This window comes from Bacillus sp. SIMBA_026, from assembly GCF_046535335.1.
GTDB lineage: Bacteria > Bacillota > Bacilli > Bacillales > Bacillaceae > Bacillus > Bacillus velezensis.
Genome location: NZ_JAWRWX010000002.1, coordinates 95,916 through 121,431 on the forward strand (window position 1 = coordinate 95,916; position 25,516 = coordinate 121,431).

Genomic DNA, 25,516 nt, shown 5'->3' on the forward strand with positions numbered 1-25,516 from the left:
TCATTGTGACGATGGGATGCGGAATGCTTTTCTTTTCCGGTAAAAAGCCGTCGTGCCGAGCGCTTGGTTTGCAGCCCATTCAAACTTCTCTAAATCATGTCGGGTGACGGCTCTGTCCCGTCTGCTCCATTTAATGGCGCGGACAAAGTAATACCCTTTAATCGGCGCCATGGTGACTTTAGAATGCGGAAAATCTTCAAAGACAAACTCAATAGTCCCTCTTTTTTTATAGGACATTTGAAGAATCTTCATCATCCATCACCTCACGATTGCTGGATTATGATTCGCACAATCTGTCCAAAACGGTTTTCACGTCTGTCGGCCCTTCAAGTTTCGCGGCGGACTGGCCGGCCCATAAAGACATATACTCCGCGTCTCCTGATTGAGCCGCGTGCCCGCGCATCGGCTTTGTCAGCGTATTATGCAGCGGATAAGGCAGCGTTTTTCCCTCGTCAGCTTCATATGTTTTCATGAACTGATTCACGATTCCCCGCGCCTGTTTTCCCGAAAACAGGGTGGTCAGCCGCGTGTCGGCTCCTTTTGATTCGGCAATGGCTTTTTGATATGCCGGTGAGGCGCTGCTTTCTTCACAAAGGAGAAACGGTGTTCCTACTTGAACGCCGTCCGCACCCAAACATCGGGCCGCCTGCACCCCGCGGCGGTCAAAAATGCCGCCTGCCGCAATCACCGGGATATTCAGCGCGTCTTTAGCCTGCGGAATCAGCGCCATAAGGCCGAGAGCCGGTTCTCCTTTAACCGGCAGAAACGACCCGCGATGTCCGCCGGCTTCTATTCCCTGAAGGATAACGGCGTCCATCCCCCGTTCTTCAAAAGCCTTCGCTTCCTCCGGCGTTGTCGCCGTGCCGAAAAGGAAACAACCGCTTTTCTTCAGCTTTTCCGCCGTTTCTTCCGGCGGCAGGCCGAAGGTGAATGAACACGCTTTGACTCCGTAACGGATCAGAAGCTCCGCTTTTTCCTCAAAATCATTCCATTCTTCTTTCAGATCAGAGAACGGCTTGGCGTCTTTTGCCCTCGGAATGCGGGCTTTCCATTTTTCAACCAGTTCCGCCTCAGGCATCTGCCTTTCTTCCGGGACGAAAAGATTTACTTGAAAGGAGCGGTCCGTCAGCTCTTTCATCTCGATAAGCTGTTTTTCAAGCGCTTGCGGGCTGACGTATCCTGAAGCAAGGCTTCCGAGCGCCCCTTCATTTGATACCGCCGAAGCCAGACACGGCGTGACCAGCCCGCCGGCCATCGGCGCCTGAATGACGGGCTTTGTTAATGATAATGCACTCATCCACTCACTCATTTGTGTTTTCCTCCGGTTCAGCCTGTATTTTGATATAACATGTTCTGTTTCGCGGACCGTCAAATTCGCAAAAATAAACGCCCTGCCATGTTCCGAGTATCAGGCGCCCGTCTTCTATGATGACATGCTGGGAGGCGCCGGTTGTACTCGCTTTCATATGTGCCGCCGTATTTCCCTCCATATGCCGGTCCAGTTCGTGCTCCCACGGATACATTTCATCAAACCTTCTGAGCATATCCCTTTTCACATCCGGATCGGCATTTTCATTTATGGTAATGCCGGCGGTTGTATGGGGACAGTATATGAGCGCCAAACCGTTTTTCACGCCTGTTTCGCGGAGAAACGCTTCAGCTTCATGTGTGATGTCGATCATTTCATCCCGTCTGTTTGTTTGAATCTGCAATTTTTTCAGCATATAAATGCCTCCTTTCTTTTTCTCTTCCTTTCCCATATTCGTTTCTGTATTTGTCTTTTCCTGTCGGATCGCAATGATAAACGCAGATCACAAAAAACTTCAGCCTCGGGACTGAAGTTTTTCACCATATATATACGCGTGCCTCATAAGGCTTTAAAAGAAAGGATGTCACATGGCGATGCGCTTCTATTTCTGCGTTTGCAAGCACGAGAGAATCGGAGTCAAGCGGATAACCCGGATGCCTGTATAAAGCGGGGGTTCGAGACAGATTTGTGATGATCAGGGCGGTTGTTGTTCCGTTTTTTCTTAGATAGGCATAAATCTGCCGGTCATTCGGAAGCAGCAATTCGTATGTGCCGCTGATCAATACGCCGTGTTCTTTCCTGAGGGCGAGCAGCCGTTTGTAGAAATGGTATACGGATGTTTCATCCTGCATTTGTGATGCAGCATTCAGCCATGTGTAGTTCGGATTCACTCCGAGCCACGGAGAAGCATCAGAAAACCCGCCGTTCGCCTCACCGCTCCATTGCATCGGTGTCCGTGAATTATCCCGGCCCTTCTTCCAGATGATCTTCATCACTTTTTCATGCGGAACGCCGCGGGACGTCTCTTTTTCATACAAATATTTCATTGCGGCGTCATCATAATCTTCAATGGATGGGAACGAAACATTGGTCATTCCGAGCTCCTGCCCCTGGTAAATAAACGGCGTGCCTTTCATCAGCATATACATCGCGGCGAGTGCCTTGGCGCTTTCTGTCAAAAACCGTTCGTCACCCCATACCGAGACGGAACGGGGCTGATCGTGGTTCTCCATAAACAACGCGTTCCAGCCCTTTCCTTCAAGACTGTTCTGCCAGCCGGACAAGACGCGCTTAAGCGCCGGAATGGAGATGCTTTGATCATCTTCCGTATCCCAGAGGCCGAGATGTTCAAATTGAAAAATCATTTGAAAGATGCCGTTTTCTTCACCGGCCCAATCAGCCGCCTCCCAAGCCGCCACTCCGTTCGCCTCGCCGACCGTCATGATCGGATAGCGCGAAAATGTTTCCCGTTTCAGCTCTTTTAAGAGATCCATTATGCCTTCCCCATTCATATGATACGGGAAAGACGGGACGTATGGGAGACCGTCCGGATTCGGCATGTCAGGGAGCCCTTCTTTTTTCTTAATGTGAGAAATGGCATCCACCCGGAAGCCGTCTATGCCTTTATCAAGCCACCAGCGGACCATCTCATAAACGGACTGCCTCATCGCTTCGTTTTCCCAATTTAAATCAGGCTGTTTTTTGTCAAACAGGTGCAGGTAATACTGGCCGGTCTCTTGATCATATTCCCACGCCGATCCGCCGAAAATGCTTTCCCAATTGTTCGGCTCTTTGCCGTTTTTTCCGTCTCTCCAGATGTACCAGTCCCGTTTTTCGGAATCTTTCGCTGAGCGTGATTCGATAAACCAAGGGTGCTCATCGCTTGTATGGTTGATGACGAGATCTATAATCAGCTTCATGCCGAGCGCATGGACATCCGCAAGGAGCCGGTCAAAATCCTCCATCGTCCCGAATTCGCCGGCAATTTGTTTATAATTCCGAATATCGTAGCCGTTGTCCGCGCCCGGCGAGTCAAAAACGGGACAAAGCCAGATCACATCCGCCCCCAACTCTTTTATGTAATGAAGCTTTACTCTGATGCCGTTCATGTCGCCGATTCCGTCCCCGTTCGAATCCATAAAGCTTCGGGGATAAATTTGATAGACGGCCGCCGTTTTCCACCAATCCGTTTTCATACCGACACTCCTTTCTTTACAGCATATGAAGGAGCGGGACGAAGAAGCATTTTTTCCATAAAAAAAGCCTCATTGCAAAAGCAGGAGGCTCAGAAATCAGTTTTTTTAATTTCAACGAAGCGGATATGATGGTCTTCCGCTTCCAGCACCTTAAATTCACACCCTTCGGCATGAAACACATCACCATTTTTCAGCTCCATTTTTTGTGTTAAGAGCCAGCCGGCAATCGTGTCAATGTCTTCATTTTCGATGGCGATATCAAGGAGATCATTCACCTCTTCTATGAGCGCCTTGCCGTCCATCACATAGTGGTGTTCGCCTTTTTTGACGATGTGGGGCATTTCATCCTGGTCATATTCATCACGGATTTCCCCGACGATTTCCTCCAATATGTCTTCGACGGTCACAAGCCCCGCCGTGCCGCCGTATTCGTCAACGAGAATCGCCATATGAATCCGCTCCTTCTGCATCCGGATCAAAAGCTCCTGAACGGGGATGCTTTCAATGACTCTGATGACCGGACGCATAATTTCTTTTAATTCAATGGAGCGGCCGAGAAAATACGCTTTAAATAAATCCTTATTGTTAATAATGCCGAGAATGTGATCTTTGTCTTCCTTAATAACCGGATATCGCGTATACCGTTCGTTGATGATCAAATGTATGGCTTCATCAACTGACTGTTCAAGCGAGATGGCGGCGATTTCGGTGCGCGGCACCATGATTTCTCTGGCGACCCGGTTATCGAATTCAAATATTTTATTAACGTAACGGAATTCAGATTGATTGATTTGACCTTTTTTATAGCTTTCGGACAAAATCAGCCGCAATTCCTCTTCACTGACCACGACCTCATGCTCTTTCACCGAATGAAAACCGAACAGCTTGACCAAAAACCCGGCTGAGCCGTTTAACAGCTTAATAAACGGATACATCACTTTATAAAACAGAATGAGCGGTTTCGCCGTCCACAGACTGACGGCTTCGGCTTTTTGAATGGATATCGTTTTCGGCGCAAGCTCTCCGATGACGACGTGCAGATACGTGACGGCGATAAACGCCGCAATAAACGTGACGACGTGCGTAATAGATGACGGCATTCCGATCAGGCTGAAAACAGGATGAAGAAGCCGCTGAATCGTCGGTTCACCGAGCCAGCCGAGTCCGAGCGCCGTAATCGTAATGCCGAGCTGGCACGCTGATAAATATTCATCGAGATTTGAAATCACCCTGTGCGCCGCGAGCGCCCGGCTGTCTCCGGTTTCAACCAGCTCCGCGATTTTTGAACCGCGGATTTTGACAATCGCAAATTCCGCAGCGACAAAGATGGCCGTTAATCCGATTAACAGCATAATGAGAACCAGTTTTAATATAAGCAAAAAAACCCCTACCGCAAACGGTAAGGGGCCACCTCCTTCGTGTTAATTCTCATCACGACCATTTAAGAAAATCATCACAAAACGAAGCAGCTCGAATAATGAAACGAGCGCCGCAGCCACATACGTCAGCGCGGCGGCGTTCAGCACTTTATTCACGCCGTGTTCTTCACTGTTGCGAATGAATCCTTCCGACACGATAATCCGCTTCGCCCTCGCGCTGGCATTAAACTCGACAGGCAGTGTGACAAGCTGGAAAAAAACAGCGGCCGAAAACAAAATAATGCCGAGTCCGATTAAGTTCAAGCTGCCCAGGAGCATCCCGCCCAAGAAAAGCAGAGGGGCAACCCCGGAGGCAAAATTGACGACCGGAAAAATTTTGTGCCTCAGCACAAGCGCGCCGTATGATTCCTGATGCTGCAAAGCATGTCCGACTTCATGGGAAGCGACGGAAATGGCGGAAATGGAGCGGCCGTAATATACCGGCTCAGATAAACGCACCACCCGCTCCGTCGGGTCGTAATGGTCTGTTAAAGTGCCTCTTACCGGTTCTACCGGCACATCATATAAACCGTTAATATCAAGAATCCGTCTTGCCGTTTCCGCCCCCGTCCGCTGACTGGAAGCTTCCACATCTGAGTATTTCTGAAAATTGCTTTTCACTTTAAATTGTGCCCAAAACGACAATCCCAATGCAGCAATTGTTAAAAAGATAAACAGCATATTATCCTCTTCCTTTTTCTCTTATATCGTACGATCTGCTTATATATTATTTTAATGATTGTCCGTTTTCCTGTACAGAAATCCGCTTCTTTTTTCTGACAGGAATCAATCCTCCGAGCATGATGAGGATACACCCGGCCAATCCGATGTAAAACGGAAACGTGCCTGCGGTCTCCTTTGCAAAAACAAGCCATGAGAATCCGCCGGACATGTGATTGTATCCATTCAAATCGAAAATAAGCAATACGGCCGCCGAAGCGAGCAGCTGCGCTCCGGCCAGCGCCGCCAGCAGTTTTTGAATGACTGTCATTTGACTCACCCTTTTTCGGTCCGCTTTCTTTATCATATGAAAAAATGAGGGTGAATATGTTTTCGGAGATTTTTGAAAGACATCAAACGAACTGGGACATACTGTATAAAAAAAGATACAGGTGTGATCGACATGAAAGTGACAAATGGCGAGAAAGAACAGCTGAGCAATGCGATAGACAGAATGAACGAAGGGCTTGACGCCTTCATCCAGCTCTATAATGAAGCGGAAAACGATGAACCCCTCATTCAGTTTGAAGATGAGACGGCCGATTTAATCAGACATGCGCGTGACTCATACGGCCAGGAACAGCTGGACGAAAAACTAAACACCATTATTAAGCAGATTTTATCCATCTCTCTGTCGAAAGAAGAGCCGGACGAATGAAATCAAACCGTTTATTTATTTCCTGGCTGAGATGGCCGTTATATGTTCGGATCGGACTGATCATTATCGCCTTGATTTTATTGTTCGGCCAACTCATTTACATGCTTGAACCGAAGCAATTCACGTCTGTGTTTGAAGGGGTTTGGTGGGCGGTGATTACGGTGGCCACAGTCGGCTACGGCGATTACGTTCCCCAGACGCCGCTCGGGCAGATTGCCGGTATGGTGCTTATATTAAGCGGAGCGAGTTTTGTGACCGCCTATTTCGCCACGCTTTCTTCAGCCGTATTCAGCAAACAGCACCGCTATGTCGAAGGTAGGGTCGCCTTTAAAGGCAAAGGGCACGTCATTCTTATCGGATGGAATGAGAAGTCGCATATGCTGCTGAAAGAACTGCAGCACATCGCACCGTCAAAAACTGTCGTCCTGATTGATGATTCATTAGGGGAAGGGCCGCTTATTGAAAACGTCCATTTTATCCGCGGACACGCCGCTGATGACAGCACGCTCAATAAAGCGAATATTACGGAAGCCGATACCGTCATTCTGACAGCGGATCAGCAGAAAAATGAATCCGAAGCTGATATGCTGTCGGTATTAACGCTTCTCACCATCAAAGGGCTGCACCCGTCCGTTTATTGTATCGTGGAAATTTTAACGGAACGGTATGTCAAAAACGCCGAGCGCGCAGGAGCCAATAAGATTCTGTGCACATCACGGCTGTCGAGCCGGGTGATGTTTGAGCATTACCGGGTCAAGCTGCAGCTTGCCAAACCGCAAACGCTGTCAGATCTGACGCTGGAGAAAAAGGTGCGCATCATTCCCGTCCCCGAGGAACTAAAGGGTTCATCTTATCATGACTGTGCGCTCTATTATCTCAAACGAAATACCACGATCATCGGCATACAAAAAGAAGAGGGGCCGATGCTGACCCCTCCCCTGTCATACCAGGTGCTCGATACTGATCTGTTTTTGGCTCTTTAATGCAGCAGGACGTCTTCCAGCTCTTTCACAAGCGAGATGCCGATATCTGTATATGAGCGGTCAATTGCCGCATCCCGCCGTTTCGGCTCGGAGAATTGGTTGAATAATGACTCAAAAACACCGCCGCCTGCGTGATCATCCGTTTCCTGCTGATAGACGTGCCTCAGCAAAAAGGGTGTGCCGATTGTAACGGCGGCCCCCCGTTCATCCAGGTGTCCCTTATTTGCTTCAACAGGGATGCGGAGAAATAAATAGCCGTCCTGATCGGAAATTTTGTAATCAAAGAACCCGCGGTCATACTCCCAGCCGCCTCCGATGGTATAACCGATCGGTTTCAGCACCTGTTCCAATTCGCGGAGTAAAAAAGATTGCCCCTCAAGTGAAGATGGTATGCTGATCATGTGCATATGCTCCTTTTTGTCTTTAGCGTCCCCGCTCTGCGGCATCTTCATACGGCGGCCGGGAAGAATCGGGAGGGGCAGACAGACGCCGGAAAGAGGTAACGGCGCATTCAATCAGAACATACGTCACAATTGCGGAGAGAACGGCTTCCGTTGAAATATAGAAAACGGCGGAATAGAGACAGCACTTCGTGATCAGCGTATGCATCCGGCCAATCTTCAGTTTCAGCCGGACCATGTCCGTAAACAAGCCGAGAGGGAAAGCGAAAAACAGGATGGTTTGTAAGAGGGATTCAGGAGACAGTTTTAGTGCCGAATAAACAATAGCGGCGGAACAGACGGAAATGACGGCATGCTTACATAAGAGCCGCATCAATTCATCATCACACCTTTCACGGTTTAAAAAAGGCTGACCCGTCATGCTGAGGGCCAGCCCTTCTTTTTATTTTTCAAGACGTTTTTCAAGCTCTGCTTTTTTCTCTTCAAAGCCCGGTTTGCCGAGAAGCGCGAACATATTCACCTTATAGGCTTCAACACCCGGCTGATCAAACGGGTTGACTCCGAGCAGATAACCGCTCATCGCCACCGCTTTTTCAAAGAAATAGACGAGATATCCAAATGTATATGCATTAAGCTCCGGAATATTGACAATTAAGTTCGGCACTTTTCCGTCTGTATGGGCAAGCATCGTGCCTTCGAACGCTTTTTTGTTGACGAAATCGACCGTTTTGCCGGCTAAGTAATTTAAGCCGTCGAGATCAGTTTCCGCTTCTTCAATTGTCAGCTCATGCTTCGGTTTTTCAACGTTTAATACAGTTTCAAACAGATCGCGTCTGCCTTCCTGCACGTATTGACCGAGAGAGTGAAGGTCTGTTGAGAAGTTAGCGGAAGAAGGATAGATGCCTTTTTCATCTTTTCCTTCACTTTCGCCGAAGAGCTGCTTCCACCATTCCGCAAAGTATTGCAGCGCAGGCTCATAGTTGATGAGCATTTCAATAGTTCTTCCTTTATTATACAGAACGTTGCGGACAACGGCGTATTGGTAAGCCGCGTTCTCTTCTAATTCCGAGCTGGAAAAGTCTTTGCTTGCATCAAGAGCGCCTTTCATCATTTCATCGATATCAGCCCCGCTTACCGCAATCGGCAGAAGACCTACCGCAGTCAGAACGGAGAAACGTCCGCCGACATCATCAGGTATAACGAATGATTCGAAGCCTTCTTCATTAGAAAGCGTTTTTAAAGCGCCGCGCTCTTTATCTGTCGTCGCGTAAATCCGCGCTTTCGCTTCTTCTTTTCCGTATTTTTCTTCAAGAAGTTTGCGGAAAATCCGGAAAGCGATTGCAGGTTCCGTCGTCGTGCCTGATTTAGAAATGACATTGATAGAGAAATCAGCGTCTTCTAAAAGATCCATAACATCTTTCATATAAGTTGAGCTGATATTGTTGCCGATAAAGATAACTTGAGGGTTTTTGCGCTTGTCTTTCGGCAGAACATTATAGAAAGAATGATTGAGCGCTTCGATCGCCGCGCGGGCGCCTAAGTATGAACCGCCGATACCCACGACGAGAAGCACGTCTGAATCTGATTTAATTTTTTCAGCGCTTTTTTTAATGCGCGCGAATTCTTCTTTATCGTAGTTTTCAGGGAGGTCCACCCATCCTAAAAAGTCGCTTCCGGCGCCTGTTTTTTCATGGATATTATGGTGTGCCGTTTTTACGAAATCACGTGCGTATGTAAGTTCATGTTCATTGAAAAAAGGTAACGCTCTTGAGTAATCAAAGCGTACATGCGTCATTTGCTTGTCCCTCCATCACGGTGAATTGTTTTCTCTTTCACTTTATATGAACTCACCCGCTAAATCAAGTCATGAAGAAGGCATGATGAATACGGGATTTGCGCTAAAGATGCGTTCATTTTTTATACAATATCCCGGATTCGATATGGTTATATTTGTAATAATCGTGAGAGGGATAAAGAATCGAATGTTGGTGATCCAGGGACGTATCACCTTTACTTTGGAGCAGGATGACATCCATCGCCAATCCCGGTGGGCCGGTTCTTTTTATATAGTACTCCTCTTGAGAGGCTGCCGCACAGGCATATTAAGGCATAAATGTCCATTTTTAAAAATAGTGTCTATATTTGGGGTATCGTGTTAAGATGAAAGTGATTTTATACCGGGAGGTGATTTTATGACTAAAACCATTGGTCTTATTTGTGGAAGTTTACGAAAAAACTCGTATAATCGAGCAATTGCTCAATCATTGATTGACTTCGATAATGCGGCTCAATTTCGCTGGGTTGAAATAGACAGTCTTCCTTTTTTTAACGAAGATTTAGAAATTGCCGGAGCACCAGACTCCGTAACATCCTTTAGAGCTGATATACAAGACGTTGACGGCGTCATCATTGTAAGTCCAGAGTACAATTCCGGAATTCCGGGGGTATTAAAAAATGCATTGGACTGGGCATCGAGACCGCGGACCTCTTCTGTTTTAAACAGAAAACCGGTTGGCTTAATCGGAGCAACCCCCGGAGGGTTCGGCACTGCCTTTGGTCAAACGCAATTGAGAGAAGTACTCGAAGCTATGCAAGTCAATGTTTTGCCATTTCAAAAAATGCTGATTTCGCAAGTCCATGAGAAAATTGATTCCGCTCAAAACATACTTACGGATGAACAAACAAAACGTTATCTTCAACGCTATTTACAACAGTTCATCCATTGGATTGATCATGCTCCGGTTCCCGTTCCAGATTAATTGAAGGATCATCACCCTCACGAGAAGTCACCTCAGAAATAACTTTCTATCTACACAGCATATGAATAGATTTACCGTTTTCAATTCACAAACTTACTTGCCTTAATTCAAGGAGGATTATATAAAATGTCTGATCTTTATTCCCGTCTTTCAAAAGATGATGCTGCCGTGCTTTTAGTTGACCATCAAACCGGCCTTATTTCCGGTCTCGTGCGTGACTATGGCGTTGATGAATTTAAAAACAATGTATTGGCTCTCGGTGATATGGCTAAATTCTTTGATTTACCGGTTATTTTAACAACGAGTTTTGAAAATGGACCCAACGGACCGCTCATGCAAGAACTCGTTGATCTCTTTCCTGATGCGCCAAAAATAGCCCGTCCCGGACAAATTAATGCATGGGACAATGAAGACTTTGTTAAAGCCATTGAAGCGACCGGCAAAAAACAGCTGATTATCGCGGGGGTGGTAACAGACGTCTGCGTTGCTTTTCCTGCGCTTTCTGCCATTAAAGCAGGCTACGAAGTGTTTGTTGTGACAGATGCTTCGGGGACGTTTAATAAGCAAGTAGCAGATGCATCATTAACGCGTATGGCTCATGGCGGCGCGCAGCTTATGAACTGGTTCAGCGTAGCGTGCGAGCTTCAGCGTGATTGGCGCAACGATGTTGAAGGTTTTGGCGCATTAATCTCCAGTCATCTTCCCGGTTATCAAAACTTAATGGGAAGCTATATGGGGGCGCAGCGGGACCTTAGTACACAAAATGCATAAAAGGAGCGCTGATTGAATCAGCGCTCCTTTTTTAAATTCGAAGTATAGCAAGGCTCTTCATCTTCATGATTTAGATTTTGTGTAAATAGATGATCGGCAATCGCAAAGTTAATTGATCCTTTTCTGCTAAATGTACAGAAACAGGGAGTCAAAACCGCATCATGTGAGATTTCCATAGTTGTCTCATGGCAAGGGGTGCTTCACTTGCTCTTGATGCACTAATGAAAATCTGGAAAGAAGGACTCCCAAAACGGTTGCATCTGCAGCTTGAAAATCTATTTCATCTTCACCCCGGCCGGGAATGTATCTTACAGCGACGCCTTTAAGATGGCAAGTACGTCATCTTTGTTCAGTTTTTGGAAATTGCCGAATCCGCCGTATTCCATTTCTTTTGCGGCGATGTCTGCGATCAGCTCAAGCTTGTCTTCACCGATGTCATAATCTGCAAGGCGGGACGGTGCGCCGAGGCTTGTCCAGAACGCGGACAATTTATCGATCCCTTCAAGCGCAATTTCTTTATCCGTTTTGCCTTCAGTATCAATGTCAAACATGTTGAGCATGAGGTTTTTAAAACGGTCTACATTTGTATCAAGCGTGTATCTCATCCAGTTCGGGAACAGAATCGCAAGTCCTCCCGCGTGAGGGATGTCATAAACCGCTGATACGGCGTGCTCCATCGTATGGGAAGCCCAATCGCCGAAATAGCCCATTTGCAGCGTGCCGTTTAATGCGATCGTACCCGCGTATAAAATCGTTTCACGGTGCTTATAGTTCTCAAGGTCTTCCAAAAGTTTCGGCGCTGTTTCAATTACCGTCTGAAGGACCGCAAAACACATTCTGTCCTGAAGCGGCGTGTTTTCAACATTGTGGAAGTATTGTTCAAATACGTGGCTCATCATATCCACCATGCCGTATACGGTTTGGTTTTCCGGAACGCTGAAAGTATTCTCAGGATCTAAAATGGAGAAACGCGGATGAGTGACATTGCTGCCCCATACGAATTTTTCGTTTGTTTCCCAATTTGTGATAACGGAATCAGGGTTCATTTCAGAGCCTGTCGCCGCAAGCGTCAGCACCGTGCCGAACGGGAGCGCGTCCTGCGCCGTTACTTTTTTGCTGTAAATGTCCCATGCGTCGCCGTCATATTTCGCACCGGCCGCAATCGCTTTTGTACAGTCGATGACACTTCCGCCGCCGACTGCGAGAAGGAAATCAATCTCATGCTGTCTGCACAGCTCAATTCCTTTATTTACCGTTTCCAGACGCGGGTTCGGTTCAACACCCGCAAGCTCATGAACGGTTGCGCCTTCTTCTTTTAAGATGCCTGTTACTTGGTCATACAGGCCGTTTCGCTTAATGCTGCCGCCTCCGTAAACAAGCAGCACGTTTTTCCCGTATTGCTTCAGCTCTTTTTTCAATTGGTCGATTTGACCTTTTCCGAAAATCAGTTTCGTCGGATTGTAGTACGTAAAGTTCTCCATTTATCATGACCTCCAAAAAAATCGTAAGGGAATTACTATAACACAGAAAAAAAGGAGCTGCCAATCCGGCCGCCCCCCCTTATGTTATTACAATGATGCTTTCAGTATCGCAAGCACGTCTTCTTTCTGCAGTGACTTGAACTGTCCGAATGCTCCGTTTGCCATCGCTTTATCTGCAATCGTATCCAGCTTCTCATCAGAAATATCATAATCAGCGAGTCTGTTCGGAGCGCCGAGGCTCGTCCAGAAATCAGACAGCTTGCTGATTCCTTTAAGCGCGATCTCTTCATCTGATTTGCCTGTCTCGTCAATATCAAAGACACGGACGGCAAGCTGTTTAAAGCGGGCTGGATTTTCTTTGAGCACATGTCTCATCCAGTTCGGGAACAGAATCGCTAAACCTCCGGCGTGCGGTATATCGTAAACCGCTGATACTGCATGCTCGATGTTGTGTGTGGCCCAATCCCCTCTTGCGCCCATTGACAGCATTCCGTTTAATGCGATCGTGCCTGTATATAAAATCGTCTCACGAAGCTCGTAGTTCTCCAGATCATTGATCAGCTTCGGCGCTGTTTCAATCACCGTGCGCAGAAGCGATTCACACATCCGGTCCTGATACGGCGTGTTAGACGTGTGGTGGAAATATTGTTCAAACACATGGCTCATCATATCGACCATGCCGTAAATGGTGTGGTCTTTCGGAACGGTAAATGTGTTTACCGGATCGAGAATAGAGAATTTAGGGTAAACGAGCGGGCTCCCCCATCCGTATTTCTCTTGTGTCTCCCAGTTTGTGATGACTGATCCGGAGTTCATCTCTGAACCGGTTGCCGCAAGGGTCAGCACTGTTCCGAACGGCAGCGCTTCTTTCGGCTGGTGTTTTTTCGTGACGATATCCCACGCGTCGCCGTCATATTTAGCGCCCGCCGCAATGGCTTTCGTGCAGTCAATGACACTTCCGCCGCCGACGGCCAATAAGAAATCGATGCTGTTTTCTTTACAGAGCGCAACACCTTTGTTCACCGTTGAGACACGCGGATTCGGCTCTACGCCTGCCAATTCATGTACGGTAACTCCTGCTTTTTTCAGCAGTTCGGTTACTTGATCATAAAGACCGCTGCGCTTAATGCTGCCGCCCCCGTATACGAGCAGTACGTTCTTTCCGTACGGCTTGATTTCTTCAGGAAGTTTTTCGACCTCTCCCTTTCCGAAAATCAATTTGGTCGGATTCCAATATGTAAAGTTTTGCATGACATCTCCTCCTTTGGATTTATATTATGCAGAAAGATGACATTCAATGTAAAGCAATCCGCTTTTTTGACGGCACATCACACGGTTTACAGGCAGCGACTTCGCGGGAAAGGCACTTGTACAGCTTGAGACAGTGTGTAATTTACACAGCGGAGAATGTAGTATGCATAGATTCTTTGCTTTGTCACAATCTATAACTGTTTCACGAATTCATAGAGGAGGTTGTTTACATGAGTGTTATTCAGCGTATCTGTCTCGTATTAACGATTATCGGCGCTATTAACTGGGGACTGATCGGATTTTTCCAATTTGATTTAGTAGCAGCCATCTTCGGCGGCCAAGGATCAGCTCTGTCGCGGATTATTTACGGTCTTGTCGGCATCGCCGGTCTGATCAATCTCGGCCTGCTGTTTAAGCCGAACGAAGAAACATCCCGCGAGGAAGCGGCAAATCCGGAAGTCAGATAAACAAACATAAAAAAAGCACCGAACATACATATCCGGTGCTTTTTTTGATGATTATTTTTTGATAAGGTCTTTGCGGTTGGACTGTTCAATCCACTCTTCAAGCTTATCTTTCAATGTGTTGAAACCTTGCGGAGCAGATGTTTCTTCAGAAGCTTGAGCCGCTTTCGGTTTTCTTGGTTTGCTTTCTTTTCTTTCAGGCGCCGCTTGAGTCGCACGGATAGAAAGGCTGATTTTGCCTTTTTCTTCGTCAACCGCAAGTACTTTTACTTGTACTTCGTCACCGATTGAAAGGTGCTCGTTAATGTCTTTTACGAAACCGTGAGTGACTTCAGAAATGTGAACAAGTCCTTGAGTTTCTTCATCTAATGCAACAAACGCACCATACGCTTGTAATCCTGTTACTTTACCAGTGTAAACACTGCCCACTTCAAATTTTGCTGCCATTCATAACAACTCCTAAGTTAAATTAAATACAGATTATACGCAATTTAAAATTATATCATACAAGTTTGTTTTTCGCAAAGAGAACTTTTTTACATGATCATGTTTAAGCACAGAAAAATGGGGGTATACTATGATTACGAAGGCTTTCTAGTATTCCCCCCCTTTTATTTGGATGCGAACCGGGTTCGTATCTTTTTTTATGCCCTTTTTTCAACAAACCGTTTGATTCTGACGAGCGCTTCCTGAATCTGCTCAATGGATGTCGCATAGGAACATCTGATGTAGCCTTCGCCGCTCGGGCCGAATACATTCCCCGGAACGACGGCTACTTTTTCTTCAATGAGCAGCTGTTCCGCGAATTCTTCTGAACTCATGCCGGTCGACTGAATGGAAGGAAACGCGTAAAATGCTCCGCCGGGGTGGTGGCAGCCGAGTCCGATTTCGTTCAATGTCTCCACAATCAGGTTTCGGCGTCTCCGATAGCTTTTCTTCATTCTTTCGACGTCTTCCTGGCCGTTTTTCAGCCCTTCAAGCGCCGCGTATTGCGCCATGGAAGGCGCGCACATCATCGCGTGCTGATGAATTTTGAGCATCGCATCCCTGATCACGGGAGGCGCCGCCGTAAATCCGATTCTCCATCCCGTCATGGCAAATGCCTTGGAGAAGCCGGAAATGAGAACCGTGCGTTCCTTCATGCCGCGGATGGCCCCCATGCTCGTGAATGGCTCATCATACGTCAGCTCGGCATAAATTTCATCGGCAAGCACGATCAAGTCGTGTTTTTCAGCGAAAGCAGCGATGGATTCAAGCTCTTCTTTCGAATAGACTGAACCTGTCGGATTTGACGGCGAGCATAGAAGCAGCGCTTTTGTTTTTTCCGTCAGGGCCGCTTCAAAATCGGCGGCTGATGCTTTGAAACCTTTTGCAGCGACAGTCTGAATCGGCACCGGCTTCGCCCCCGTCAGGGTCACGAGTGATTCATATGCGACAAAACACGGTTCGGGAATTAACATTTCCTCTCCAGGATTCATAATGGCGCGGACAGCGAGATCAAGCGCCTGGCTTGCCCCTACAGTAACGATCAGTTCACTGTCAGGCGAATAACTCAGGCCGAACCGCTGATCTAAGTAGCGGCTGATTTCTTCTCTCAGTTCATAAAGACCCGCATTTGCCGTATAAGCCGTATAACCCTGTTCTAAAGAAAGAATACTCGCTTCCCTCACGTTCCAGGCCGTCACAAAGTCAGGCTCTCCCACTCCCAGTGAAATGACGCCTTCCATCGTAGCGGCCAGATCAAAGAACTTGCGGATGCCTGACGGTTTAATCTGCTGCACGTAGTCAGATAAATAAGAAGTCTTCGTTTCCATTTACGGAGACACCACGATTCTTTTGTCATCGTCTCCGCTTTCAAAGACTTTGCCGTCATGCTTATATTTTTTCAGGATGAAGTGCGTTGTCGTGGAAACGACAGACTCAAGGGTGGACAATTTTTCAGACACGAAGCTTGCCACGTCTGACATCGTGTTGCCGCGAATAACGACAGATAAGTCATACACCCCTGACATCAGGTACACTGATTCAACTTCCTGGAATCTGTATATCCGCTCAGCGACTTCATCAAAGCCGACATTTCGTTTCGGAGTGACTTTTACGTCAATCATCGCCGTGACGCCTTCCAAACCGTCGACTTTGCGCCAGTCGATCATCGCCGCATAATCAATGATGACTTTTTCCTTTTCAAGCTTTTCAATGATGCTTTTAACTTCTCCAGCGGGAATATTTGCCATTTTTGCGATCGTTTCCGCATCAACCCGGCTGTTTTCGTCTAAAATTTCTAATATTTCTGTTTCTTTTTCGGTCAGCTTCATACGTTTCACACCTTTGCATTATCAAAAATCTTCATGACATTATATCACGATTTTCGACAAATGCTAAGAAAAACCCGAAAGAAACCAGAGCTAAAATCTGACAATCAAAAAAGCCTTTACATTACAACAAAGAAAGGACGGCGAAGGCTCTCATGGAAGCTGTTTCACCGATTAAACGGGCCGCGATAGACGGAGTTGAGCTGTATTACGAGCATTATGAAAATCCCGGCAGACAGACACTCGTCTGCGTACACGGTTTTTTATCTTCGGCATTCAGCTTCAGAAAACTGATCCCGCTGCTCAGAAACCATTATGATATTATCGCCGTTGACCTGCCTCCTTTCGGGCAATCGGAAAAGTCACGGACTTTCGTATATACTTACGCAAACCTCGCCAAGCTTCTGATCGGACTTCTGGAAAAGCTCGGTATCAGCCGGGCCGCACTCATCGGCCATTCAATGGGCGGCCAGATTTCCTTATCCGCGTCTCTTCTCAGACCCGAGCTTTTTTCTAAAATCGTCCTGCTGTGCAGCTCGGGGTATTTAAAGCGCTCGCACCCGTCGATTATATTCGGGACGCATCTGCCTTGTTTTGACCTGTATCTTAAGTATTGGCTTTCAAAAGACGGCGTGCTGAACAACTTGTTAAATGTCGTTCACGACCGGACGCTTATCGATCAGGAAATGATTGACGGTTACGAAAAACCATTTACAGACCGCCAGATTTTCAAAGCGATGACAAGGTTTATCAGACACAGGGAGGGCGATTTAAAGCCCGAGGATTTGAAGAAAGTGCAAAACCCCGCTCTTTTAATCTGGGGAGAAGAAGACCGGGTCGTTCCGGTCTCAGTCGGAAAACGGCTTCATGACGACCTGCCGGATTCCATTCTGTATTCACTCAAGGATACGGGGCACCTCGTACCCGAAGAGCGCCCGGAGTTTGTTTCGGAGCGGATTTTTGAATTTATTCAATAAAAAAAACCGGCGGAACCGCCGGTTTTTAAGGGGTGCAGGAGCTGCTTTCTTTTATGAACAGAAGCTGCTCGGCGGCCTTTTGGCAGCCTTCGATCGGAAGCTTTTGCTCAAATGAAGCTTCAAAGATATCCTGAATGGCTGCTGCCAGCTTGTCGGCACGGTCTTCACTGTAGACGGCCTGAACGATGTCGACGGCTTCTGTCTCATAAAAATCTTCTCCATATTTAAACGGGTCCCACTTGGCAATGATTTTCATCATTTCCATGACCGCTTGGCTTTCTTCCATTTTCATCACCGCTTATAATAAAGTTTGCAATTCTATTTTATCATAGATACGCTGTGCAAAATAATGATACTACAGGAGTGACATACATGAATTTTGATCTTCGAGAAAACCGTCTTGGCACACAATCGGTGAAATGGGACAAGGCGGAAACGTTATTCGGCGTATCGGATGCGCTTCCGATGTGGGTTGCCGATATGGATTTCCGCGCTCCCGAAGCGGTCACTGACGCCTTAAAAGCCCGCCTTGACCACGGCATATTCGGTTATACGTATCCTGACGAAAACACAAGAGAAGCCGTCGCTTCATGGCTTGAGACGCGGCACGGCTACCGGCCCGATCCCGCAAGCATCGCGTTCAGTCCCGGTGTTGTCACGGCAATCAGCATGGCCGTACAAGCCTTTACCGAACCGGGCGATCCGGTGTTGATTCAATCACCGGTGTATACGCCTTTTTATCAGATGATCAAGGAAAACAAACGGCAGGTTTTACATAACCCATTACGGGAAGAAAACGGCGTCTACTGTATGGATTTTGAGGATCTTGAGAAAAAGCTGAACGATTCTGAGGTCAAGCTGATGATTCTTTGTAACCCCCACAATCCGTCCGGCAGAGCGTGGAGCCGGGATGAGCTTATGAAGCTCGGATCGCTGTGCGCCGCCCATAACGTCACCGTCGTTTCTGACGAGATACATTCCGACTTGATGCTGTACGGAAAGCCGCATACGCCTTTCGCTTTTCTGTCTGAGGAGTTTGCGCGGATTTCCGTTACTTGTGTCGCGCCGAGCAAGACGTTTAATATTGCCGGCATTCAGGCATCCGCCATTATCATTCCCGATCGGTATAAGCGGGCGAAATTCTCCGCCGCATTGCATCAGAACGGGATTTCCAGCCTCAACACATTTGCGGTTGCAGCAATCGAAGCTGCCTATACAAAGGGAGGCCCTTGGCTTGACGCGCTGATTCCTTACATTGAAGGGAATATGAAATTGGCTGAGGACTTTTTAAGAAAAGAATTGCCGAAAGTCCGCATGATGAAGCCTGACGCTTCCTATTTGATCTGGCTGGATTTCAGCGAATACGGATTTTCGGATGCCGACCTCAAAGAAAGAATGCTCAAAAAAGGGAAAATCATATTAGAGCCGGGAACAAAATACGGACCGGGCGGCGAAGGATTTATGAGACTTAATGTCGGCTGTTCAGCCGCCGCCGTAAAAGAAGGGCTTGAGAGAATGAAAGCAGCGCTCGCTTAGCAACGGAAAGTAACGCCTTTATCAGATGAGATAAGGGCGTTCGCTTTAGAGAAATATATACTTTTTTTTCCGGTAAAGATGTTATAATAGATTCATATTTACATAGGAAAGGATTTCGCATAAATGGAGATTGTAAAGGATTACCTGCTTCACTTCTCTTTTATTCTATTCCCTATTTTTCTTTATCAAGTCTTCTGGCTCAGCAAGCCTGATTTGCTTGTGCCGAGAGCGAACCGCCTGCTGGTCGCCGTATTTGCAGCGTCATCTTCCTTATTATGTACGGCTTTTCCCATCCAGGAGCTTCATTCCGTCCGTTACGGTTTGCAGCTGATTCCCATTATCGTCTGCCTGCTTTATTCCGGTACCGCCGCAGGACTTGCCGCAGGGGCGGCATCCGTTTTTTTTCAGCTCATATGGTTTGAACCTTCCGCTCTTTTTTTCTTATCCTTAATTCCTTTTTTAATCATCATCCCTATCCAGCTCCAAACGAAATGGCCTTTTTTTTCAAAGGGGAAGAAACTGTTTTTCGCTCTTCTCATCGGCTGCACTGAAACCGCCTTATTAACCGCATCTGTCTTCATCTATTCCGCGACCAATATTTTCAATTTTCAAAATCCATCTTCCGTTTACTATGAGGCGGCAGTATCTGTTTTTTTTCAAGTCAGCTCCCTTTTGCTGTGCATTTATTTGATTGAGATCATCGATGAGAATGCATCCATGCGGGCAAGGCTGATTCACTCAGAAAAAATGGCCGTCGTCAGCGAGCTTGCGGCAAGCGTCGCCCATGAAGTCCGCAATCCGCTTACGGTCGTCAGAGGTTTTGTGCAGCTGCTGTTCAGCGGCGAGCAGCTTCAGGACAAATCCCACTCCGGATATCAGAAACTTGTGCTGTCCGAACTTGACCGGGCTCAGACGATCATTACGAATTATCTCGATATGGCGAAGCAGGACGACTATGAAAAAGAAAAGTTTGATATTTCTCTGCTCGTAAAGGAAACAGGTTCCTTAATGGAGTCTTATGCCCATTTTAAATCGGTGACCGTGACTGTTCAAAGCGAGCCTGATTTATATGTGTTCGGCGATGTAAAAAAACTGAAACAGGCCTTCATTAATCTGATTAAAAACAGTATTGAAGCCGTGCCCTCTGAAAACGGCCGAATCGAGGTCTCCGTCCAAAAACAGGAAGAGATGATTCTCATTCAGATTACGGATAACGGAATCGGCATGTCCGATGAAGAACTGCAGAAACTCGGCAAACCGTATTATACGCTGAAAACGAACGGCACCGGGCTCGGGCTTACCGTGACATTCTCGATTATTCAGCATCATGAAGGCTCCGTCTATTTCACCAGCGGCGAGCACTCGGGCACAACGGCCTCAGTCAGGCTTCCGGCAGCTGTTCACTAGCCAACCGCGTTGATCTTTTATAGAATAACTAGAGAGAGGTGAACGCTATGAATACGTTTGAAATCGGCACAATCGTAAAAGGGTTTTATAAAACAGGAGCATACATAGGGGAAGTGACAGACGTCAGGCCCAATCACTATTTAGTGAAAATTAAAGCCGTTCTGACGCATCCCGCTCAAGGAGATCTTCATCATCCGAAGCAGGCGGATGTTCCGTTTTTTCATGAAAGAAGAGCGCTTGCATTCGGGGAACAGACAAACATACCGCATCAGATGGTCAAACCGTTTGATGGCGAGGTGCCTGATTATACGGCTTCCTTACAAGCGGCGTCTGCCCGGCTGAAAGATCAGCTTACAGCGGACGGCTCAGAATGGGCGGAACGTTCGCTCGACAACTTGGCCGCGTTAGAGCGTGACTATTTTAAAAGAACTTGACCCAGTCGGCATGATTGGGTTTTTTTATGTGGCCCGGCGAAACAGTTCAGTCAAATCGACGCGATCACCGATCGTCGGAGGTTTCGGTTTTTCAAGATATTGTTTATCCCGCTCGACAAGCTTGAATAATTTGTATGTCGTCCGCGCATCATCCAGCGCTTTATGATGCGTGCCCGTCCCTTTATCGCCATACTCTTCTGCCGCTTTCCAAAGGCCGGTCAATGTTCTGTCGCCGAAGAAGTTTTTGTATTCAAGGGACAGATCCCGAAGTTCTCCTTTGAACGGAAAAGGGATGTGGTTAAACATGCAATTTTGCTTTAACACTTTCATATCCATATTGCCCCAGGTGACGATCGTGCAGTTTTTATCAGGATCAAGCTCATTTAATTTGCGGATGAATTCATTAAACGTGATTCCGCCGTCCACGTCTTTTTGGGTGATGTTCAGAAAGGTTTTGCATCGTTTCGTCAGCTTCGGAAATTTTTTCGGTTTGATATAACTCGAAAACGTTTCAGTCACTTCATCATTCACCGTCTTGACAATTCCCGCTTCAATAATTTCGGGAAAGAAATTTTGCGGGCTGTATTTTCCGTCAGGCATTGTAAATTCAAAATCAATAATGAGCAGACTGCGCTGATCCACTTTTTTTACACCTGCCTTTCCTCCGATCAAAAATGATATTTTATGATAGTATATCAGTTTCCCCTCTGAAACTTTCTTCATTTTCTAAAAATAATGAATTTTCCTATATCCGCATCGAAAATACAAATACCGGATTCATTCCTATATACTTATGATTAGACACACGAAAAGTAAAGAAGGTGATGTTATTTCTGTCCGTAAGAAGAACTTCGTCGTCATTTGGATTACAAATTTCTTTATTTCCGCCAGCATGACCATGATTGTTCCGTTTCTTTCGTTATATATCGAAACGATCAGCCCCCATTCGGGCGGGTATGTGCAAAGATGGAGCGGGTATGTGTTCGGCGTCACGTTTTTAATGGCGTTTGTGATTTCCCCGTTTTGGGGCAGATTCGGCGATAAGCGCGGCTACAAAAAAATTCTCTTGATTACAGGCACCGGCATTGCCGTCAGCATTTTATTGATGGGGTTTGTGACATCCGTTTATCAGCTGTTTGTCCTGCGGCTGCTTATGGGTCTAGTAACAGGCTTTGTTCCGACATCGCTTGCCATGATTTCGGCGCAGACGCCGAAAGATACTGCCGGGAAAACGCTCGGCACGCTGCAGATGGGTCAGGTGTCAGGCACTTTATTCGGACCGATGCTGGGCGGGCTGCTCGCTGACAGCTTCGGGTTTACGTACACGTTTTTTATTACGTCTTTTGTTATTTTCGCATCTGTGCTTCTCGTTTTATTTCAGGTGAATGAGCAGCCGCTCGGCGAGAAACAAAACAAGCAGAAAACCTACTCCAGAAAACAGGTGCTCTCTTATATTTTTCACCAGCCCGCGCTTTGGGCGATGATGGTGCTTACCATGATCGTGCAGACCGGCAATTTCAGTATTCAGCCGCTGCTCGCTTTATATGTCAATGAGCTGCACGGACCTGTTAATTTAGCTTTTTTCTCCGGAATGGCGTTTTCAGCGACCGGACTCGGAAGCTTACTGCTTGCCCGGAAATGGGGGGACTTCGGCGACCGCTTCGGCCACAGCCGGATCTTAATCGTGCTTTTGATTGCCTCAGCGGTGTTTTTCATTCCGCAGGCGCTCGCCTCCTCCCTCTCCATTCTGTTAGTCTTCAGATTTCTGTTCGGCATGGTCATGGGCGGCACGCTCCCCTGCATTACGGCCGCGATCCGCGTCAGGGCGCCGGGCAGCATCCAGGGAGAGGTGCTCGGCTATAACGTCAGCTTTCGTTTTCTCGGAAATGTGCTCGGCCCTTTGCTCGGAGGTGCGGTCTCGAGCGGCTTTTCCATTTCGGCTGCTTTCTACGTCACCGCCTTTCTCTTTTTAATAGGCGCGGGGCTTTTATGGATGGCGGGACATCTGCAAAAGGATACAGCGTCAAATGCGGGCTGACCGGCAGCGATCACGATTTCTTCTAAATTTAACCTTCTCGTATTCTTAAAAGAATGATACGATATGGCTAGAAATCAGGAGAAAAGAGAGTGACCATGGTACGTAAAATAATCGGATGGATTTTGCTGCTCGGCATTATCCCGTTGTGTGCATTTACAGTTATTGCTTCCGGCAAAGAGGTAAAACAAATCAAGCCTTTTGATCAGGTGCTCGATAAACATATTGATTTAAAAGCGATCAACCTGGTTCAAAACAGTTACATGTATGACAGGGACGGAAGCCTTGTTTCTGAGATTGTCAGCGATCATGAGAACCGCGTGATCGTGCCCTTTAATAAAATACCGAATGAGGTAAAACAACTGTTTTTAACCTCTGAAGACCGTCATTTTTATGAGCATAAAGGGTTTGACTTTATGGGGATGGTCAGGGCGGCCGCCTCCAATTTCAAAGATCATAAAATTGACCAGGGCGCCAGCACCATCACCCAGCAGCTGGCAAGGAATGTGTATTTAAGCCATGAACGCACCTTCAGCCGAAAACTGACGGAGCTGGCCTATTCCTATCAGCTTGAGAAAAAATACAGCAAAGATGAGATTTTAGAAGGCTACTTAAATACGATTTATTTTAATAACGGCGTATACGGTGTCGGTTCGGCGGCACAATTTTATTTCAGCAAGCCGCTGAAATCTCTCACTTTGGGAGAGATGGCCTTTATCTGCGCCATCCCTAATAACCCTACATTATATGATCCTCTCAAGCATTTTGATTATACGAAAAAACGACAAGTCAGATTGCTTAACGGATTAAAAAAAGCAGGCGTTATATCCGGGAAACAGCTGAAAAAAGCCGAAAAGGAAAAGATCAAGCTTGATATAAACGAAAAAACAAATAAATATCCTGACTATGTTTCCTATGTAAATGATGAATTCACACAGCTTGTTTCATCATCCGAAGGCTATGACAAACGTCTTGAAAAAGCTTCCGGAAAGGCGAAACAAAAAATACAGAGTGAGCTTTCCGACAGAGTCAGCACATTGTTAAAAGACGGCGTGAAGATTTATACGGCGCTGAATCCGTATATGCAAAACCAGGTCGTTGCCCAAGTGAATCAAAATCTGCCGTATGCAGGCGTCCAGGGCGGAGCGGCCGTGATTAATCATCAGACACATCAGATTATCGCGCTTTCAGGCGGGAAAGATTATCATAAATATGATTTCAACCGCGCCTATCAAGCATACAGACAGCCCGGTTCATCCATTAAGCCGCTGCTTGATTACGGACCTTACATTGAAAAGACCGGCGCAACGCCACACAGCAAGATTGACGCAAGCAAATTCTGCAGTGCGGATTACTGCCCGCAGAACTATAATAACCGCACGTACGGCACGGTCACGCTGGAAACGGCGTTTAAATACTCGTACAACACACCGGCCATCAGAATCATGGACCGCGTCGGCGTCAATAAGGCGTTCAGCTACCTTGAACCGTTTCATTTTGCGAAGCTGGTCAGCGCGGATTACCGTCTGCCTGCGGCGCTTGGCGGTTTTACAAACGGCATGACGCCGCTTGAAATGACCAATGCGTACACCACGTTCGGCAACAACGGCGTTTATACGCCGAGTCACGCGATTACAAAAGTGACTGATTTAAAAGGAAAAACGATATTAAAATGGAAAGATGAGCCGACGCAGGTATTCAGCGTGCGGACCAACATGCAGATCAAAGAAATGATGAAAGCCGTCGTCAAAAGCGGTACAGGAAAAAAAGCGAACTTTAAAGCTCCGTACGTCGGCGGAAAATCAGGAACGTCAAATGACTATCACGATATGTGGTTTGTCGGCCTGACGGACGCTTATACGATGGGGGTATGGGTCGGCAAGGATACACCGTCAAGCGTCGAATACCTTCATGACGCAAGCCCTCAGCTTTCGATCTGGAAAAACACGCTGCAGGCAGCTTATTAAAGATAACGGAGGGGATCCGCTTTGAAACCAGCTCAGCTTCCGGACCGCGTGCTTTTGTTTGACGGCGTCTGCAACTTATGCAATGGCGCCGTTCAATTCATCATTAAACGCGATCCGGCCGGCAAAATCTCATTTGCATCATTGCAATCAGATACCGCCCGGGAGCTTTTGGCATCAGAAGGACTTCCGACAGAACAATTTGACAGCATGATTTTTATCGAGAACGGGCGGATATACAAAAAATCCGCAGCCGTGTTAAAGGTTTCCCGTCATCTCCGCGGAGCCTGGCGGCTGTCAGCGGTTTTTTTCGCAGTGCCCCGCCCCCTCAGGGACAGAGCCTATTCTTTCATCGCCCGGCGCCGTTACAAATGGTTCGGAAAAAGGGAAGCATGCATGCTCCCCTCCCCTGAGATCAAAAATAGATTTCTGTCTTAACAA

29 protein-coding genes are annotated in these 25,516 nt (G+C 47.0%); 12 read left to right on the top strand and 17 right to left on the bottom strand.

Annotated features, from left to right (window positions below; genetic code table 11):
- From SB847_RS11200 to SB847_RS11230, 7 genes are all read right to left on the bottom strand, one after another.
- Window positions 1-252, bottom strand: coding sequence for a hypothetical protein (locus tag SB847_RS11200; RefSeq protein WP_007408636.1), 252 nt, complete (start codon window positions 250-252; stop codon window positions 1-3).
- A gap of 25 nt (window positions 253-277) precedes the next feature.
- Entirely contained in the window at window positions 278-1,309 is a 1,032-nt protein-coding gene (locus SB847_RS11205) for an NAD(P)H-dependent flavin oxidoreductase (RefSeq protein ID WP_410563230.1), read from the bottom strand.
- The gene (locus SB847_RS11210) at window positions 1,302-1,724 is read right to left on the bottom strand and encodes a secondary thiamine-phosphate synthase enzyme YjbQ (protein WP_007613358.1); all 423 of its coding nucleotides are present in this window, start codon (window positions 1,722-1,724) and stop codon (window positions 1,302-1,304) included. Before SB847_RS11210 ends, SB847_RS11205 begins: the two co-directional genes overlap by 8 nt.
- A 121-nt stretch (window positions 1,725-1,845) precedes the next feature.
- Window positions 1,846-3,504 carry a glycoside hydrolase family 13 protein gene (locus tag SB847_RS11215; protein ID WP_410577830.1) on the bottom strand — a complete coding sequence of 553 codons (1,659 nt, stop codon included), beginning with the start codon at window positions 3,502-3,504 and terminating at the stop codon, window positions 1,846-1,848.
- Between the two features lie 89 nt (window positions 3,505-3,593).
- Window positions 3,594-4,883, bottom strand: coding sequence for a hemolysin family protein (locus SB847_RS11220; RefSeq protein WP_038459629.1), 1,290 nt, complete (start codon window positions 4,881-4,883; stop codon window positions 3,594-3,596).
- A 42-nt stretch (window positions 4,884-4,925) separates the two neighbouring features.
- A complete protein-coding gene (locus SB847_RS11225) occupies window positions 4,926-5,603 on the bottom strand; it encodes a zinc metallopeptidase (protein WP_003152125.1) in 678 nt (225 codons plus the stop codon).
- 46 nt (window positions 5,604-5,649) lie between these two features.
- Window positions 5,650-5,913: a YuzI family membrane protein gene (locus tag SB847_RS11230; protein WP_039063521.1), complete on the bottom strand. Its 264-nt coding sequence runs from the start codon at window positions 5,911-5,913 to the stop codon at window positions 5,650-5,652.
- A 132-nt stretch (window positions 5,914-6,045) separates the two neighbouring features.
- Between SB847_RS11230 and SB847_RS11235 the strand changes: the two genes are divergently transcribed.
- Complete coding sequence (locus tag SB847_RS11235) at window positions 6,046-6,300, top strand: Atypical membrane-integrating protein (protein WP_015418086.1); 255 nt, start codon at window positions 6,046-6,048, stop codon at window positions 6,298-6,300.
- Window positions 6,297-7,283 (top strand): potassium channel family protein, encoded by a 987-nt coding sequence (locus SB847_RS11240; RefSeq protein ID WP_410563239.1) that lies wholly within the window; start codon window positions 6,297-6,299, stop codon window positions 7,281-7,283. The genes SB847_RS11235 and SB847_RS11240 overlap by 4 nt, the downstream gene beginning before the upstream one ends.
- Here the strand turns inward: SB847_RS11240 and SB847_RS11245 are convergent.
- Genes SB847_RS11245 through SB847_RS11255 form a run of 3 tightly spaced genes read right to left on the bottom strand, consistent with a single transcriptional unit; the run spans window position 7,280 to window position 9,479 of the window.
- A complete protein-coding gene (locus SB847_RS11245) occupies window positions 7,280-7,684 on the bottom strand; it encodes a YugN-like family protein (RefSeq protein WP_015418088.1) in 405 nt (134 codons plus the stop codon). The genes SB847_RS11240 and SB847_RS11245 overlap by 4 nt on opposite strands.
- Before the next feature lie 22 nt (window positions 7,685-7,706).
- Window positions 7,707-8,105: a transporter gene (locus SB847_RS11250; protein WP_410563243.1), complete on the bottom strand. Its 399-nt coding sequence runs from the start codon at window positions 8,103-8,105 to the stop codon at window positions 7,707-7,709.
- Window positions 8,106-8,126: 21 nt separating this feature from the next.
- The gene (locus SB847_RS11255; protein WP_044801734.1) at window positions 8,127-9,479 is read right to left on the bottom strand and encodes a glucose-6-phosphate isomerase; all 1,353 of its coding nucleotides are present in this window, start codon (window positions 9,477-9,479) and stop codon (window positions 8,127-8,129) included.
- Window positions 9,480-9,876: 397 nt separating this feature from the next.
- On the opposite strand from SB847_RS11255, the gene SB847_RS11260 reads away from it, so the two are divergent.
- Complete coding sequence (locus tag SB847_RS11260; protein WP_007613381.1) at window positions 9,877-10,443, top strand: NADPH-dependent FMN reductase; 567 nt, start codon at window positions 9,877-9,879, stop codon at window positions 10,441-10,443.
- Window positions 10,444-10,569: 126 nt separating this feature from the next.
- On the top strand, window positions 10,570-11,214 hold the full coding sequence (gene ycaC / locus SB847_RS11265; protein ID WP_410577832.1) for an isochorismate family cysteine hydrolase YcaC: 645 nt from the start codon (window positions 10,570-10,572) through the stop codon (window positions 11,212-11,214).
- 308 nt (window positions 11,215-11,522) lie between these two features.
- On the opposite strand, the gene SB847_RS11270 is transcribed toward ycaC, so the two are convergent.
- Window positions 11,523-12,695: an iron-containing alcohol dehydrogenase gene (locus SB847_RS11270; RefSeq protein WP_003152109.1), complete on the bottom strand. Its 1,173-nt coding sequence runs from the start codon at window positions 12,693-12,695 to the stop codon at window positions 11,523-11,525.
- Window positions 12,696-12,782: 87 nt separating this feature from the next.
- Window positions 12,783-13,946, bottom strand: a complete 1,164-nt coding sequence (locus SB847_RS11275) for an iron-containing alcohol dehydrogenase (protein WP_410577834.1) — start codon at window positions 13,944-13,946, stop codon at window positions 12,783-12,785.
- A gap of 230 nt (window positions 13,947-14,176) precedes the next feature.
- Between SB847_RS11275 and SB847_RS11280 the strand changes: the two genes are divergently transcribed.
- Window positions 14,177-14,413 carry a DUF378 domain-containing protein gene (locus SB847_RS11280; protein WP_003152104.1) on the top strand — a complete coding sequence of 79 codons (237 nt, stop codon included), beginning with the start codon at window positions 14,177-14,179 and terminating at the stop codon, window positions 14,411-14,413.
- Between the two features lie 51 nt (window positions 14,414-14,464).
- Here the strand turns inward: SB847_RS11280 and yugI are convergent, their stop codons facing one another.
- The 3 genes from yugI to SB847_RS11295 all read right to left on the bottom strand — a co-directional run bounded on the left by yugI (window position 14,465) and on the right by SB847_RS11295 (window position 16,725).
- On the bottom strand, window positions 14,465-14,857 hold the full coding sequence (gene yugI, locus SB847_RS11285; RefSeq protein WP_007408653.1) for a S1 domain-containing post-transcriptional regulator GSP13: 393 nt from the start codon (window positions 14,855-14,857) through the stop codon (window positions 14,465-14,467).
- Window positions 14,858-15,054: 197 nt separating this feature from the next.
- On the bottom strand, window positions 15,055-16,224 hold the full coding sequence (locus SB847_RS11290) for an aminotransferase (protein ID WP_410577836.1): 1,170 nt from the start codon (window positions 16,222-16,224) through the stop codon (window positions 15,055-15,057).
- Entirely contained in the window at window positions 16,225-16,725 is a 501-nt protein-coding gene (locus SB847_RS11295) for an Lrp/AsnC family transcriptional regulator (protein WP_088461329.1), read from the bottom strand. It lies immediately after the preceding gene.
- Between the two features lie 152 nt (window positions 16,726-16,877).
- Between SB847_RS11295 and SB847_RS11300 the strand changes: the two genes are divergently transcribed.
- On the top strand, window positions 16,878-17,699 hold the full coding sequence (locus SB847_RS11300; protein WP_032876825.1) for an alpha/beta fold hydrolase: 822 nt from the start codon (window positions 16,878-16,880) through the stop codon (window positions 17,697-17,699).
- A gap of 25 nt (window positions 17,700-17,724) precedes the next feature.
- On the opposite strand, the gene SB847_RS11305 is transcribed toward SB847_RS11300, so the two are convergent.
- Window positions 17,725-17,985: a DUF1871 family protein gene (locus tag SB847_RS11305; protein WP_003152094.1), complete on the bottom strand. Its 261-nt coding sequence runs from the start codon at window positions 17,983-17,985 to the stop codon at window positions 17,725-17,727.
- Window positions 17,986-18,071: 86 nt separating this feature from the next.
- Here SB847_RS11305 and SB847_RS11310 point away from each other — a divergent pair, with 86 nt between their 5' ends.
- The 3 genes from SB847_RS11310 to kapB all read left to right on the top strand — a co-directional run bounded on the left by SB847_RS11310 (window position 18,072) and on the right by kapB (window position 21,076).
- Complete coding sequence (locus SB847_RS11310; protein WP_410577838.1) at window positions 18,072-19,235, top strand: MalY/PatB family protein; 1,164 nt, start codon at window positions 18,072-18,074, stop codon at window positions 19,233-19,235.
- Between the two features lie 123 nt (window positions 19,236-19,358).
- Window positions 19,359-20,642 (top strand): ATP-binding protein, encoded by a 1,284-nt coding sequence (locus SB847_RS11315; RefSeq protein WP_410577840.1) that lies wholly within the window; start codon window positions 19,359-19,361, stop codon window positions 20,640-20,642.
- Between the two features lie 47 nt (window positions 20,643-20,689).
- Entirely contained in the window at window positions 20,690-21,076 is a 387-nt protein-coding gene (kapB, locus tag SB847_RS11320; RefSeq protein ID WP_015240473.1) for a kinase-associated lipoprotein KapB, read from the top strand.
- Window positions 21,077-21,100: 24 nt separating this feature from the next.
- Here kapB and kapD read toward each other — a convergent pair whose 3' ends face one another.
- Complete coding sequence (gene kapD / locus SB847_RS11325) at window positions 21,101-21,718, bottom strand: 3'-5' exonuclease KapD (protein WP_003152084.1); 618 nt, start codon at window positions 21,716-21,718, stop codon at window positions 21,101-21,103.
- A 151-nt stretch (window positions 21,719-21,869) separates the two neighbouring features.
- On the opposite strand from kapD, the gene SB847_RS11330 reads away from it, so the two are divergent.
- The 3 genes from SB847_RS11330 (at window position 21,870) to SB847_RS11340 (ending at window position 25,513) form a co-directional block, all read left to right on the top strand.
- Complete coding sequence (locus SB847_RS11330; protein ID WP_410577842.1) at window positions 21,870-23,114, top strand: multidrug efflux MFS transporter; 1,245 nt, start codon at window positions 21,870-21,872, stop codon at window positions 23,112-23,114.
- 89 nt (window positions 23,115-23,203) lie between these two features.
- Window positions 23,204-25,078: a transglycosylase domain-containing protein gene (locus SB847_RS11335; RefSeq protein WP_012118304.1), complete on the top strand. Its 1,875-nt coding sequence runs from the start codon at window positions 23,204-23,206 to the stop codon at window positions 25,076-25,078.
- A gap of 21 nt (window positions 25,079-25,099) precedes the next feature.
- Entirely contained in the window at window positions 25,100-25,513 is a 414-nt protein-coding gene (locus tag SB847_RS11340) for a thiol-disulfide oxidoreductase DCC family protein (protein WP_007408661.1), read from the top strand.
- Window positions 25,514-25,516: the final 3 nt, after the last annotated feature.